Raw genomic sequence first — 12,868 nt, 5'->3', positions numbered from 1 at the left:
TTTCATGTTTAGACAATTTTCGTCAAAATATTTGATATACTTAGGGGTGAAAGCCGCGCGTATTGTAAGGGGGATTAATCAATGAGGGTGTTTGTTGCAAGACAGCCTATTTTTAATAGAAAAGAACAGGTTGTTGCTTATGAACTGCTGTATAGAGAAAGCGAAGAGAACGTATATAGCGCTAAAGACGGCGATCAGGCAACAACAGATTTGGTGATCAACAGCTTTTTAAACATCGGAATTGAGAAGCTGACGGAAGGAAAACGCTGTTTTGTTAATTTTACGGAAAGCCTGATGTTTTCGAATCTTCCCACCTCCTTCAATCCGAAACAGCTTGTCATTGAAATCCTTGAAGATATACCGATCACGCCGGCCCTCATTTCTAGATGCAAAGAATTGAAAAAAATGGGGTATATGCTGGCGCTCGATGATTTTTATGCAATAAACCCGCAAAATGAGGACTTATTGGAAAAGCTCATGAGCTATATTGATATATTGAAAATTGATTTTCTCAAAACAACACGAATGGAACGCAGAAAAATTTTGCAAACCTACAGCTGCAGCGGCTTAATTTTTTTAGCAGAAAAGGTAGAGACCCGAAAAGAATATAAACAGGCAGTTCAAGATGGCTTTCAATTATTCCAAGGCTACTTTTTCAGCGAGCCGCGCATCATCAGCGGGCATGACCTGTCGACTCATTTTTATTCTTACTATGAACTGCTTAACGAACTGAGCAAAGAGCAGCCTAACATAAAGCGTGTAACAGAGTACATAGAGCGGGATTTATCACTGTCCTATCAAATTTTAAAATTTTTAAACTCATCCCACAGCCGTTTGAGCCAGAAAATTGAAAGCATTCAGCAGGCCATTATGCTGCTTGGATTTAATGAAATCAAACGGTGGATCTATATTCTTTCCTTTAAGGATTTAAGCAGAAAAGGGCATTCCAGCAAGCACGAAATCATTAAGATTTCTTTGATAAGAGCAAAGCTTTGCGAGCTGCTGGCGAGGAAGGCATCCCGGCCGCAGCCTGCTTCTTATATGCTGATCGGAATGTTTTCTCTCATAGACACGCTCCTGCATAGAGAAATAGAGGAAATTGTACAAGAATTGCCTTTGAAAGATGAAGTCGGGCAAGCGTTATTAGGCCATCAAAACGACTACTACCAAATGCTTGAGCTTGTGAAATTAATTGAAAGCAACAACTGGGACACTTGCTCGGAATTAGGCAATCAACTGGACAAAGAAGAAGCGTATGAATGTTATCTTGAGGCTCTGGAATGGTGTCATAATCTTATGGACGCAAAATGATTGCGGTCCTCTGACCACCGCAAAGCAAGAATCATTCGGCTTTGCGTGCCGATAAGGCTGATATAGATGCCGTCGGGATTAAAGACCGTATCCACTTCATGCCGGACGCCCATTTGTTTGATCAGGCGCTTTATGGTTTGTTTATCGGACTGCTCGGCTGCGGTCAGAATGCGGCGCGAGAGCTCCCGCGAGCCCGCAATGCGGCTGAGCACCAGCTGAGCATCCGCAAAAATCCCTGCGGCCTGCTTCGCTGAACGGATAAAAGTATCTATATTGGAGGCAGGAGCGGGCGGACGGCGTATCTCATACGGATACACGTAAAACCAGGGATAACGATATCTCATGGGAGCACCTCACACAAAAGTGGTGTTTCTATATGTATAGATCCCCATTTGCTGAATATGACAAAGCGAAAAGACCACAACTTTAGCGTTGCGGTCTTTTTCGGTGTTTGTCGGTCAGGAAACGCCAAGAATCGCATATTCAATTTTGAAAATACGGTATGAAGGACTATAGTCTTGCTTAATAAAAATGTGAAACACGTTAAAATCAAGGGAATTAAGAATCTTTCTCAATTTGAGCAGAAATATCCGCTCTTGCCCATAGAAAAATAGTCCCGTTCTTGTTGTGATCTCTTTGAGTATAAGGACCTATTGATATTTGCGGTGTCACGCAGGATCTTTTTGCATACTTTTCGGTGAAAAATGAGCCGAAAGCAGATACACTATTAGTAACAGATCAAATACCTAGGACTCGTTCACCATACACAATTCATTGATCTTTCAAAAAAAGGAGTGTGGAAACGATGGAAAAGAAACTTGAAGAAGTAAAACAATTGTTATTCCGACTCGAACTTGATATTAAAGAAACGACAGATTCATTACGAAACATTAACAAAAGCATCGATCAACTCGATAAATACAATTATGCAATGAAAATTTCGTGAAAAAGACTTGGAAACAAGTCTTTTTTTTCGTTCTATCCATACAATTAATGGATAAAGTATTATATGATTGTTAAAAAACGAAAAACCTGCTGTCCTTTAAATGTTCCATTTAGTAAAATGGAATGGGAGGGGGGAAGTCGTTATTGAGCAGATATGTTTAGATTCTGTCCGGATCAAGGAGAAAATGAAGGAGATTGTGGAGCAAAACATATTTAACGAGGATTTGTCACAACTTCTTTACTCATTTATTGATTCTAAAGAAACATTCTCCTTTGCTGAATCCACAATCTTACATTATGTTGTTTTTGGAGGGGAGAATTTAGATGTTGCAACAAGGCTTGGCGCGGGAATAGAAATTCTTATTCTTTCATCAGATATTATGGATGATCTTGAAGATGAAGATAATCACCATGCATTATGGATGAAAATTAATCGCTCGGAGTCGTTAAATGCAGCACTTTCCTTGTATACAGTAGGATTAACGAGTATTTATTCATTAAATAACAATCCTCTAATTTTTAAATATGTTTTAAAATACGTAAACGAGGCCATGCAAGGTCAACATGACGATATCACTAATAAATCTAAAACAGAAGATGAAAGTTTAGAAGTAATTAGATTAAAATGTGGAAGTCTGATTGCACTAGCAAATGTAGCAGGTGTTTTATTGGCTACAGAAGAATATAATGAAACAGTTGAAAGATATTCCTACTATAAAGGGATTATAGCTCAAATTTCTGGAGACTATCATGTTCTTTTATCCGGAAATCGCAGTGATATTGAAAAAAACAAACATACACTGATTTACTTATATCTTAAGCGCCTTTTTAATGATGCTTCGGAAGATTTATTATACTTAATTTCACATAAAGACTTATATTATAAATCGTTACTTGATAAAGAGAAATTCCAAGAAAAATTAATTAAAGCGGGAGTTACTCAATACATTTCGGTATTATTGGAAATATATAAACAGAAATGTATTTCTGCTATAGAACAATTAAATTTAGATAAAGAAAAAAAAGAGCTAATAAAGGAATGCTTATTAAGTTATACAAAGGGGGATACAAGATGCAAGACCTAATTAACTACTTTTTAAATTATCCTGAGGCTTTAAAAAAATTGAAAAATAAAGAAGCTTGCCTTATAGGTTTTGATGTGCAAGAAACTGAAACAATAATTAAAGCTTATAATGATTATTATCTGGCTGATCCAATAACCCGTCAATGGGGTGATTAATAGGTGGATTAATATTGAAGAACTTAATAAAAAAATTCACAATAGCTGTAATTGTTTTGAGTATCCTTTATATAAGCTATACAACTTATATCAGTATGAATGGAATTATTATTGGGACTAAGATTCATAAAAATGATAAAAGTCAATTTATGATAGAAGAAATATCGGAATCTTCATATGGACAATTTGTTGGTCTGAGACAGGGAGACATCATATTAAAAATTAATAAAGAAAAACCTTCAGACAAACATTTGAAATGGGGATATTTGAGTCATATTAACAGTCTGGATATTTTGAGAAGTGGAAAAAAGATTCATCTCAAAGATTTTGATTTAGTTACTCTAAATAGACCTTATAGTTTTTTTCTGTTCGTACTTCCTTTGGTTTTTTATTTTTTAAGCATAATATGTATTTTTTATATACTTAAAGTAAATAAAAAAAGGAGATCATTTGCTGCCTATATTCTTATTCTATTGTTATTAGACATTTCGATAGCATATATAAGTGCAGGTGGGCCATTTAGAGGACATATAATCAATCGGTATATTAACTTGTTTACTTTTATATCTTCTCCTATTCTTTATCTTCAATTTATACAAAGATACCTTGGAGAAATAGGTAAAACTTTTTTGAATAGAATCTATTTTCTTTATATCATACCAATATTTAATCTTGGTATTGAGTTTTTTCAAGACTATTTACAAGTAGATATTGATTTTTTAGCAACTCTTAATTTGGTTTCTTTTGCAACTTTGACTCTATTTTCTTTTTCAGCGATATACTTACATCTTAATAAATATAAATATGCTGAGCATTCGTTTATTCTTAAATTACTAATTTTAACAAACACTCTTTCATTTGCGCCTTTTTTGATATTTTTTGTTCTTCCAATAATATTTACAGGTAATTATATTTTCTCGGCATTAGCTTCGGCGTCATTACTAGTACTAATTCCGTTCGGGTTAGTATACCAATTCGTAGCCAATAAGATGTTTGATATAGAGTTTATCTTAGGAAGAATGAGATACTATGCTCTACTCGCCATGATACCAACTCTTCTAATAGTTGGTGCATTAGTTCTGTTTGATGTAATGGACATCCAGATGAACCCTGTGCGTCAAACTGTATTTTTTTTCGTTGTCATGTTCGCTGTCTTTTATTTTAAAGAGGTCATGGATTTTAAATTTCGGTTAAAACGTTTCTCCGAAAAATTCAACTATCAGGACAGTATTTTTAAATATACTCAGCTAATGAGGGGTGTAACTTCTCTTCAACAAGTTTTTAAAGAACTGAAAAATACTATACTGGATGTTTTGCTTGTAAGCAAAGCTTATACCTTTGAGGTTACTCCTGATCAAAAAGTGATATTTTTAGATAAGCATGAAATTGGACCGGACTGGCATTTTTATCAAGAGGAATTTGAAAACGTAACTTCAGAAATCGGGAAAATTATTGAAGTCAATCAGGGTTTTCTTATGAAAGTTGGTGAACGAGGCGGAAGTTCTTATGTTCTGCTTTGTTTATCTAATATTAACACTCCTCGGCTAACACGGGATGAGATATCATGGTTGAAAACACTATCTTTCTATACAAGTGTGTCCATGGAAAATGTCATGCATATTGAGGAGCTCATGGAACATTTGAAGGACTTAAAACAAGAGGGAACCAACCCCATCTGGCTGAAAAAGCTAATGTTTGCAATCGAAGAAAAACAGCGTTCAGGACTCGCCCGCGATCTCCACGATTCGGTTCTTCAGGACTTGATTTCCTTAAAACGCCAGTGTGAGCTGTTTTTGGGTGATTTTAAAAAGGATGACAATCCGTGCCGTGAAGAAGTGCAGGACAAGCTTGTACAGATGAATGAGCAGATGTCAGATGTGATTTCGATGACGAGGGAGACGTGTCATGAGCTGAGGCCGCAGCTTCTGTATGATCTTGGATTGGTGAAGGCGCTGTCGAAGCTGGTGGCGCAGCAGCAGGAGCGGGTTCCATTTCATATCCGTTTAAATACCGGCAGATTTACGGCTTCCCTTGATCTGGATTCGCAGCTGAATTTATACCGGATCATTCAAGAGTTTCTGTCTAATGCGGTCAAGCACTCTCAGGCGACGGATGTGCTGATTATGCTCATCAGTATACAAAACAAAATTGTTCTTCATTATGAGGACGATGGCGTTGGGTTTGACCTTGAAAAAAATACTGAACATTCCATGAGCATGGGGCTTTCTGGCATTAAGGAGAGAGTCAGGGCTTTAGATGGGCGCCTTCGGATTGAAACGAGTGAAGGAAAGGGCTTTAAGGCTGATATTGAAATCGAATTGTAATGGATTTATAACGGAAACGACTTGGCACAGGCCAAGTCTTTTTTATAAAATGGAAAAGAGTGAGTAAAAGGGAGGAAAACATGAAAAAGATACTAGTGATTGATGACCATCCGGCTGTCATGGAAGGCACCAAGACAATTTTGGAAACGGATTCGAATTTGTCTGTTGATTGTCTCAGTCCTGAACCGAGTGAACAGTTTATCAAGCAGCATGATTTCTCGTCATATGATCTCATTTTAATGGATCTGAATCTGGGCGGCGAGGTCAATGGGATGGAGCTTTCTAAACAGATTTTACAAGAGAATCCTCATTGTAAAATTATCGTGTATACCGGTTATGAGGTCGAGGATTATTTTGAGGAAGCGATTCGTGCGGGTCTGCACGGTGCCATCAGCAAAACGGAATCTAAAGAAAAGATCACCCAATACATATACCACGTACTCAACGGAGAAATTTTAGTCGATTTTGCTTACTTTAAACAGCTGATGACTCAGCAAAAAACAAAGCCGGCTCCTTCCTCTCAAAAAGAACAAGATGTGCTCACACCTAGAGAATGCCTGATTCTGCAAGAAGTTGAAAAAGGATTTACAAACCAAGAAATCGCAGATGCCCTTCACTTGAGCAAGCGGTCCATAGAATACAGCCTGACATCAATTTTCAATAAGCTGAATGTCGGTTCCCGGACGGAAGCGGTTTTGATTGCGAAATCAGACGGTGTACTTTAAATGTTGGGGGGTGTAGAGATGGATATGAAGCACACATTGCTTGAAGCGCTTGGTATTGAGATTGTTGAAAACACAGCGGAACGATGCGTTGCGGTCATGCCGGTGGATCATCGGACGGTACAGCCGTTCGGATATTTGCATGGAGGCGCTTCAGTGGCCCTGGCGGAAACCGCGGCGAGCGCAGGTGCACAGAACCTGATTGATCATACAACGCAAGCTTGTGTCGGTTTGGAGATTAACGCCAACCATTTAAAATCTGTTAAGGAAGGAACGGTAAAGGCGGTAGCCGAGCCCGTTCATATAGGCAGAACGACGATTGTCTATCATATTCACATATATGACGAGCAAGAGAGGCTAATCTGTATATCCAGATGCACGCTGGCTGTCATCAAGAAATAAAAAAACAGCCGGAACTCTGCCTGTCCGGCTGCTTATTTTTATAAATAAGAATCCTTTTTTCGTTTTATCACAAAGTTTCTGATTCCGTTATAGTCATCCTGTACACTTCTCTCATCAAGCTTGACGCCGGAGTTATACGCAGCACGGCAGATCAAGTGTCCGCCGATAGGCGACGTAATAAAGATAAAGAGAATTCCAAGCAGGATTTTTGCGGAGAGTTCCCCTGACACAAACCACAAATAAAAGAAGACACCGAGCAGAATCATATTGACCCCCAATGTTGAGCCTTTAGAAGCAGCATGAGAGCGTGTAAACACATCTGGAAGGCGAAGCACTCCGAATGATGCAATGAGGCATACAAGAGCGCCAAGCAATATGAATACAGCTACAACGACCTTAGCGGTTTCGATCATTTTCGATAATCTCTCCTTTCTCCAGGAACTTGGAAAATGCAATTGTTCCGATAAATGATAAAATCCCCAGCAGCAAAATAATATCCAAAAACGCACTTGTTTTCAGCAAAATGGAGACAAGCGCCGTGATCGCGATCAGATTGATGCCGATAGCATCCAGAGCCACGACCCGGTCGGGCACAGTCGGCCCTTTAATGACACGAATGACATACAAAAAGGTAGACACTGCCATAATGCCGAGCGCGATTTGCAGGATCAGCGTAAACATCAGCGGCTCACCTCCTGTATGGCTTTTTCAAAAGACTCCCGAATATCAAAAATCGCTTTTTCCGCATCCTCGATATCCATTGCATGAATATAAAGTATTGTTCTGTCATCAGAAATATCCATCACCAAGGTTCCCGGCGTTAATGTAATGAGCAGGGAAAGCAGGGTGATTTCCCAATCTTTCGTCAGTTCAGTTTTAAAAGCAAAAATGCCCGGTCTGATATTCATTTTTGGTGATAAAACGGACTTCATCACGCTGACATTGGCAAGGTACAGTTCCTTTATAAAAATGAAACAGAGCTTGATGATAGAAAACATTTTCCATAGATAAAACTGGCGAGTGAAAAAGCGCCGGAAGAAAAAGAGAGAGAGCATTCCCAGAATATAGCCTGTAATGAATCCTGCGGCGCTTGGACTGTTGCTTAAGAACATCCAGCAAAAAGCGAGAAACACATTTAATAAAATTTGAAATGCCATGCGATCTACTCCTTCAGAACAGCTTCAATATATTTTTCCGGATTCAGCAGCGTCTCGGCCGCTTGATCAACGTAAGGCGACACCCATTCTGTACCCAATCCGAAGAGAAGAGACAGCAAGAGAAAAATAGCTGCCGGATAAAGAAGCCCTTTAGCTGTTCGATGATTTGGTTTTGGCGTTTCTTTTTCTTCGCCCCAAAACGCATGTATAAAGATCCGCAGCACAGAGTACAGGACAAGCAGACTCGAAAGCAGAATCAGCATGGATATCGTAAATTCACCTTCTGCGAAGCCGCCCTCCGCAATTTTAAATTTGCCGACAAATCCGCTCAGTGGCGGAATGCCAGCAAGAGAAATAGCGGAAATGAAAAACATCCATCCAAGAACAGGATAGCGTTTGATCAGTCCGCCCATTTTATGCAGGCTCGCAGTTCCAGTCAATGCGATCAGCGTGCCCGCCAGCATAAACAAAGCGCCCTTAATCAGCATATCGTGAATCAGATAGTAAATGGCGCCTTGAATGGATGCGGGGGTGTGTACTGCCACACCAAACAAAATCACGCCGACAGCGGTAATAATGTTATAGATCACAATTTTCATGACATCTGAATAAGCGAGTGAACCGATTACACCGAAAATCACAGTCAGCGCCGCCAGCCAAATCATCAGCTGATGGGTAAAGGCTGTATCGTGAATAAAAATTAATGTGAAAACCCTCGTAATCGCATATAATCCGACTTTTGTCAGCAAAGCGCCGAACAATGCGGAGATTGCCGCCGGAGGCGCGTAATAAGAGCCTGGAAGCCAAAAGTAGAGGGGGAAAATTCCGCCCTTCATGCCAAATACCAAAAGCAGCAGGACACCAATCACAGTGATCAGCCCGGTTTGTCCTGATTCAGTGATTTTTACGCTAAGATCCGCCATGTTTAACGTGCCTGTTACCGCGTATAAAAACCCGACACCTATGACGAACAGGGCAGACGATACGATATTAAACACAATATATTTAAGGGATTCCCGCAGCTGAATTTTTGTGCCGCCTAATACAATCAGCATATAGGAAGCAATAAGCAGAAGCTCAAAAAATACGTACATATTAAATAAATCGCCTGTTAAAAACGCCCCGCTGACGCCGGCAAGCAAGAACTGCACGCCGGAGTAATAAAAGGAACGCTCACGTTTTTCACCGACGGAACGGAAGGAATAAAGCCCAACCAATAAACCGATGACCGCTGTTGTGAGAACGAGCAGGCTGGCGAATTGGTCTGCGACGAGCACAATGCCGTACGGTGCTTTCCAGCCGCCTAAGCTAAGTGTTTGGATACCTTTTGTGAAGACAGTCTGTACAAGTATGCCGCTGATCACAATCCCGATAACCGATGCCGCAGTGCTGAAGACCCGCATGAGCATAAGATTTTTCGTCATGAAAATCAGCAGAATGGCCGACAGAAGCGGGATCAGGATTGGCAAAATAACAAAATTATTCATGTTGATCATTTCCCCTCATTTGATCCATATCGTCCGATTTCAATTCCTGATAAGCGCGAAAGGCCATGACCAGGATGAATGATGTAACGCCAAATGAAATGACAATTGCCGTCAAAATCAGGGCTTGCGGAAGCGGATCGACAAATGATTTGGCATGCTCGCTCAATATCGGAGCGGCGCCTTTCTTTAATCCTCCCATAGTCAAAAGCATTAAATGAACGCCATGGCTTAACAGTGCTGTTCCGATAATGACGCGAAGCAGGCTTTTAGACAGCAGCAAATACGTAGCAGCCATGAAAATAATACCGGCTAATACAGCCATTAAGATTTCCATTATTCTTCCTCTCCAATCGTTTGAATAATGGTCATCGTAATGCCTACGACAACAAGATAAACGCCTAAATCAAATATCGTCGCCGTGGCGAGCTCCGTTTTCCCAAAGATCGGCAGCTGAAAGTATCCGAATGTGTGGGTTAAAAAAGGAGCCCCGAAGACAAAGGAGCCAACGCCTGTTAATACAGCGAGCAGAAGGCCGGCTCCCGCGACATAAATGAAATTAACCGGCAAAAGGGAGCGCACGGTTTTTAAATCATATGCCAGGAGCAATAGAACGATGGAAGAGGACGTGATCAGTCCGCCGACAAAGCCTCCTCCGGGCGCGTTATGCCCTGATAAAAATAAATAGAAAGAGAAAAGCAAAATGATAAAGGATACAAGTTTTGTCGCAGTCTGAAGAATTAAGTCATTTGTTTTTTGTTCATTCACCGCTTTTCCCCTCCTCTTTTACTTTTGTTTTAATCATGCTGTAAATGCCGAGAGCGGCTATTGTTAATACCGTAATTTCAAACATTGTATCAAATCCCCTGAAATCAACGAGGATGACATTGACGACATTGTCCCCTCCGCCGAGATCGTGGCTGTGTTTTACAAAGAAGGATGCAATGCTGTCTTTTGTCCGCTGGCTTGAGGATGCGATGCCGAGCAGAGTAACGATCGTCCCAACTCCTAAAGAAATGATAAAATTTGTCATCCGGAACGTTCTCGTTTTTGTTTTCAATCTCAGTTTCGGCAAATGATAGAAGCAAAGCAGAAACAGTGCCACAGAAATCGTTTCAATGACAAGCTGAGTCAATGCCAAGTCCGGCGCTCTGAAAATGACAAAAAACAATGCAAGCGCATAACCGACAACACCAAGTGAAATGATCGCCGTCAGTCTTGACCTGGCAAAAACAGTCGCCACTGTGGCGCTGATCATGACAAGCGTCAAAATGATTTCGTATACGCCGATTTTAGCCATGCCTTCTGTTGTAAAGGAAAATCCGCCTTTGATGACAAAAGCTCCGCCCATCAGAATGATGAAACCAGCGAAGATATACAGCAAATAATCTCTTAAAAACCCGGTCATATATTGTTTTGTGACCCGGTAAGAGCCTTTCTCCATCAGAGTTAAAAGCTTATCGTATAACCGGTTGAGTGTGAGTTTTGAAGGAAACAGTTTATAGATTCCCTTCCACTTATTCAGGGATAAATAACCGATTGTTCCGATCACAACAATACCCGCAGTCATGAGCAATTCCGTTGTAACCCCATGCCACTGTGAAATGTGAACGTGGAATTTCTCATGGCCGTCCAGCAGTGTCGGATAGATTGAGTTCATCGCAGGCTCTATCAGGCTGTACGACAAGATATTTGGGAAAAAGAAGAGACTGACAGCTAAAGCGACAAGAATGACCGGCGATACGAGCATGCCGACAGGCGCTTCGTGAGCCGGTTTTTCAAGCTGCTCAGGCTGGTAATTTCCTCTGAATGTTTTAAACAGCAATTTCATGCTGTAGATAAACGTAAATACACTTCCGATCCAGGCGAGAACAGGGAACAGAATGCCCCATGTCTGCACGTTGAACAGATCAAAATGTGCTACGCGAAGCATGCTTGTGAAAAACATTTCTTTACTCAAGAATCCGTTAAACGGCGGAAGTCCGGCCATTGAAAATGTTCCGATTAAAGAAATGGTAAACGTAATCGGCATAATCACCATCAGGCCGCCTAGCTTTCGGATATCCCGTGTGCCTGTTTCGTGATCGATAATCCCGACAGCCATAAACAAGCTTCCTTTAAAGGTAGCATGGTTGATTAAATGGAAAATGGCAGCCATGGCGGCAACTGTATAATATTCTGTATGGCCGTAATGAAGGGCTGCAGCGCTGGCTCCGAGCATAGAGATGATCATACCGAGCTGGCTGACAGTTGAAAATGCCAAAATCGATTTTAAATCAGTTTGTTTCACGGCATGGAATGAGCCCCAAACCATCGTAAAGAGCCCGACGAGGGATACGATCCAAAACCATTGGGCTGAAAAGGCGAAAATTGGACTGAATCTCGCAATTACATAAATGCCGGCTTTTACCATAGTGGCTGAATGGAGATAAGCGCTGACAGGCGTCGGAGCTTCCATCGCATCAGGGAGCCAGATGTAAAAAGGGAATTGCGCGGATTTCGTAAATGCACCTAATAAAATGAGAATCATAGCCGGGATAAACAAATCATGGCCGGCAATTAATTGAACCTGATGAATCATCTCTCTAATACTGAAGGAATCCGTTATCAAATAAAGGAGAATAAATCCGCCAAGCATGCACAGCCCGCCGCTGACCGTAATCAAAAGTGATTTGGCGGCGCCGTAGCGCGACTTTTCTCGCTTATACCAATAGCCGATCAGCAAAAAGGATGAAAGGCTTGTAAGCTCCCAGAACATGTAGAGGACCATGACGTTGTCTACAAGAACAACGCCGAGCATGGCGCCCATAAACATCAATAAGTAGACATAAAAGGGCCCAAGCTGTTCTTTTTCTTTCGATAAATAAAAAATACTGTAAAGAGTGACCAAAGAGCCGATGCCTGTGATCAGCAAGGCGAATAATAACCCGAGGCCGTCTATATAAACGGTAAAATTAATGCCGAGTGAAGGAATCCACTCTAATACCGACCGAAGTGTTTCTCCAGATTGTGTCATCCTGATCATGGGGAGAAAGTATATAAACAGCAAGACGGGCAGGACTAACACAAACCAGCCCGTATGCACTCTTTTTGCGTATTTTGCCAAGAATGGAATGATAAAAGCAAATAAAAAAGGCGATAAAATAGCAAAATGTAAGAGCTGCAAAGTAAGACCTCCTTTTTCTCGTTCTCAATTGAAAAATGCGCTATGTATGAAATATACGGTCAAACGACCTAGTCCAAATTATATCGCACTTTTCTGCAAGCTGCCACGCTTCGAACT

General features: G+C 40.8%; 16 protein-coding genes. 7 read left to right on the top strand and 9 right to left on the bottom strand.

Annotated features, from left to right (window positions below):
- Nucleotides 1-81: 81 nt before the first annotated feature.
- A complete protein-coding gene (gene pdeH / locus JQX68_RS16175) occupies nt 82-1,311 on the top strand; it encodes a cyclic di-GMP phosphodiesterase (RefSeq protein WP_014665194.1) in 1,230 nt (409 codons plus the stop codon).
- Here the strand turns inward: pdeH and JQX68_RS16170 are convergent.
- Nucleotides 1,287-1,655: a YuzC family spore coat inner layer protein gene (locus JQX68_RS16170; protein WP_014665193.1), complete on the bottom strand. Its 369-nt coding sequence runs from the start codon at nt 1,653-1,655 to the stop codon at nt 1,287-1,289. The two genes, pdeH and JQX68_RS16170, sit on opposite strands and share 25 nt — an antisense overlap.
- Before the next feature lie 114 nt (nt 1,656-1,769).
- On the bottom strand, nt 1,770-1,895 hold the full coding sequence (locus JQX68_RS16165) for a hypothetical protein (protein ID WP_128422565.1): 126 nt from the start codon (nt 1,893-1,895) through the stop codon (nt 1,770-1,772).
- Nucleotides 1,896-2,116: 221 nt separating this feature from the next.
- Here JQX68_RS16165 and degQ point away from each other — a divergent pair, with 221 nt between their 5' ends.
- The 6 genes from degQ (at nt 2,117) to JQX68_RS16135 (ending at nt 6,944) form a co-directional block, all read left to right on the top strand.
- Nucleotides 2,117-2,257, top strand: coding sequence for a degradation enzyme regulation protein DegQ (gene degQ / locus JQX68_RS16160; protein ID WP_003220708.1), 141 nt, complete (start codon nt 2,117-2,119; stop codon nt 2,255-2,257).
- Between the two features lie 184 nt (nt 2,258-2,441).
- The gene (gene comQ / locus JQX68_RS16155) at nt 2,442-3,341 is read left to right on the top strand and encodes a ComX modifying tryptophan prenyltransferase ComQ (RefSeq protein WP_103750156.1); all 900 of its coding nucleotides are present in this window, start codon (nt 2,442-2,444) and stop codon (nt 3,339-3,341) included.
- A complete protein-coding gene (gene comX, locus JQX68_RS16150; protein WP_003242801.1) occupies nt 3,329-3,496 on the top strand; it encodes a competence pheromone ComX in 168 nt (55 codons plus the stop codon). Before comQ ends, comX begins: the two co-directional genes overlap by 13 nt.
- A 14-nt stretch (nt 3,497-3,510) precedes the next feature.
- Nucleotides 3,511-5,820: a two-component system sensor histidine kinase ComP gene (gene comP / locus JQX68_RS16145; RefSeq protein ID WP_205440345.1), complete on the top strand. Its 2,310-nt coding sequence runs from the start codon at nt 3,511-3,513 to the stop codon at nt 5,818-5,820.
- A gap of 80 nt (nt 5,821-5,900) precedes the next feature.
- Nucleotides 5,901-6,545: a two-component system response regulator ComA gene (gene comA, locus JQX68_RS16140; protein ID WP_003220716.1), complete on the top strand. Its 645-nt coding sequence runs from the start codon at nt 5,901-5,903 to the stop codon at nt 6,543-6,545.
- 18 nt (nt 6,546-6,563) lie between these two features.
- Entirely contained in the window at nt 6,564-6,944 is a 381-nt protein-coding gene (locus tag JQX68_RS16135; protein ID WP_069150216.1) for a hotdog fold thioesterase, read from the top strand.
- A 38-nt stretch (nt 6,945-6,982) separates the two neighbouring features.
- On the opposite strand, the gene mnhG is transcribed toward JQX68_RS16135, so the two are convergent.
- From mnhG to JQX68_RS16100, 7 genes are read right to left on the bottom strand one after another with little or no spacing between them, the layout of a single operon-like run.
- The gene (mnhG, locus tag JQX68_RS16130; protein WP_014665188.1) at nt 6,983-7,357 is read right to left on the bottom strand and encodes a monovalent cation/H(+) antiporter subunit G; all 375 of its coding nucleotides are present in this window, start codon (nt 7,355-7,357) and stop codon (nt 6,983-6,985) included.
- Nucleotides 7,341-7,625 (bottom strand): Na(+)/H(+) antiporter subunit F1, encoded by a 285-nt coding sequence (locus JQX68_RS16125; protein ID WP_003228814.1) that lies wholly within the window; start codon nt 7,623-7,625, stop codon nt 7,341-7,343. Before JQX68_RS16125 ends, mnhG begins: the two co-directional genes overlap by 17 nt.
- Nucleotides 7,625-8,101, bottom strand: a complete 477-nt coding sequence (locus JQX68_RS16120) for a Na+/H+ antiporter subunit E (RefSeq protein ID WP_014665187.1) — start codon at nt 8,099-8,101, stop codon at nt 7,625-7,627. The genes JQX68_RS16125 and JQX68_RS16120 overlap by 1 nt, the downstream gene beginning before the upstream one ends.
- Nucleotides 8,102-8,106: 5 nt before the next feature.
- Nucleotides 8,107-9,588: a Na+/H+ antiporter subunit D gene (locus tag JQX68_RS16115; protein ID WP_147772472.1), complete on the bottom strand. Its 1,482-nt coding sequence runs from the start codon at nt 9,586-9,588 to the stop codon at nt 8,107-8,109.
- The gene (locus JQX68_RS16110) at nt 9,581-9,922 is read right to left on the bottom strand and encodes a Na(+)/H(+) antiporter subunit C (protein WP_003220730.1); all 342 of its coding nucleotides are present in this window, start codon (nt 9,920-9,922) and stop codon (nt 9,581-9,583) included. Before JQX68_RS16110 ends, JQX68_RS16115 begins: the two co-directional genes overlap by 8 nt.
- Entirely contained in the window at nt 9,922-10,353 is a 432-nt protein-coding gene (locus JQX68_RS16105) for a Na(+)/H(+) antiporter subunit B (protein ID WP_014665185.1), read from the bottom strand. Before JQX68_RS16105 ends, JQX68_RS16110 begins: the two co-directional genes overlap by 1 nt.
- Nucleotides 10,346-12,751 carry a Na+/H+ antiporter subunit A gene (locus JQX68_RS16100; protein WP_136653688.1) on the bottom strand — a complete coding sequence of 802 codons (2,406 nt, stop codon included), beginning with the start codon at nt 12,749-12,751 and terminating at the stop codon, nt 10,346-10,348. The genes JQX68_RS16105 and JQX68_RS16100 overlap by 8 nt, the downstream gene beginning before the upstream one ends.
- Nucleotides 12,752-12,868: the final 117 nt, after the last annotated feature.

The sequence above is a fragment of the Bacillus sp. LJBS06 genome, from assembly GCF_016924995.1.
Taxonomy (GTDB): domain Bacteria; phylum Bacillota; class Bacilli; order Bacillales; family Bacillaceae; genus Bacillus; species Bacillus stercoris.
This window is presented reverse-complemented; position numbering and strand designations above follow the sequence as displayed.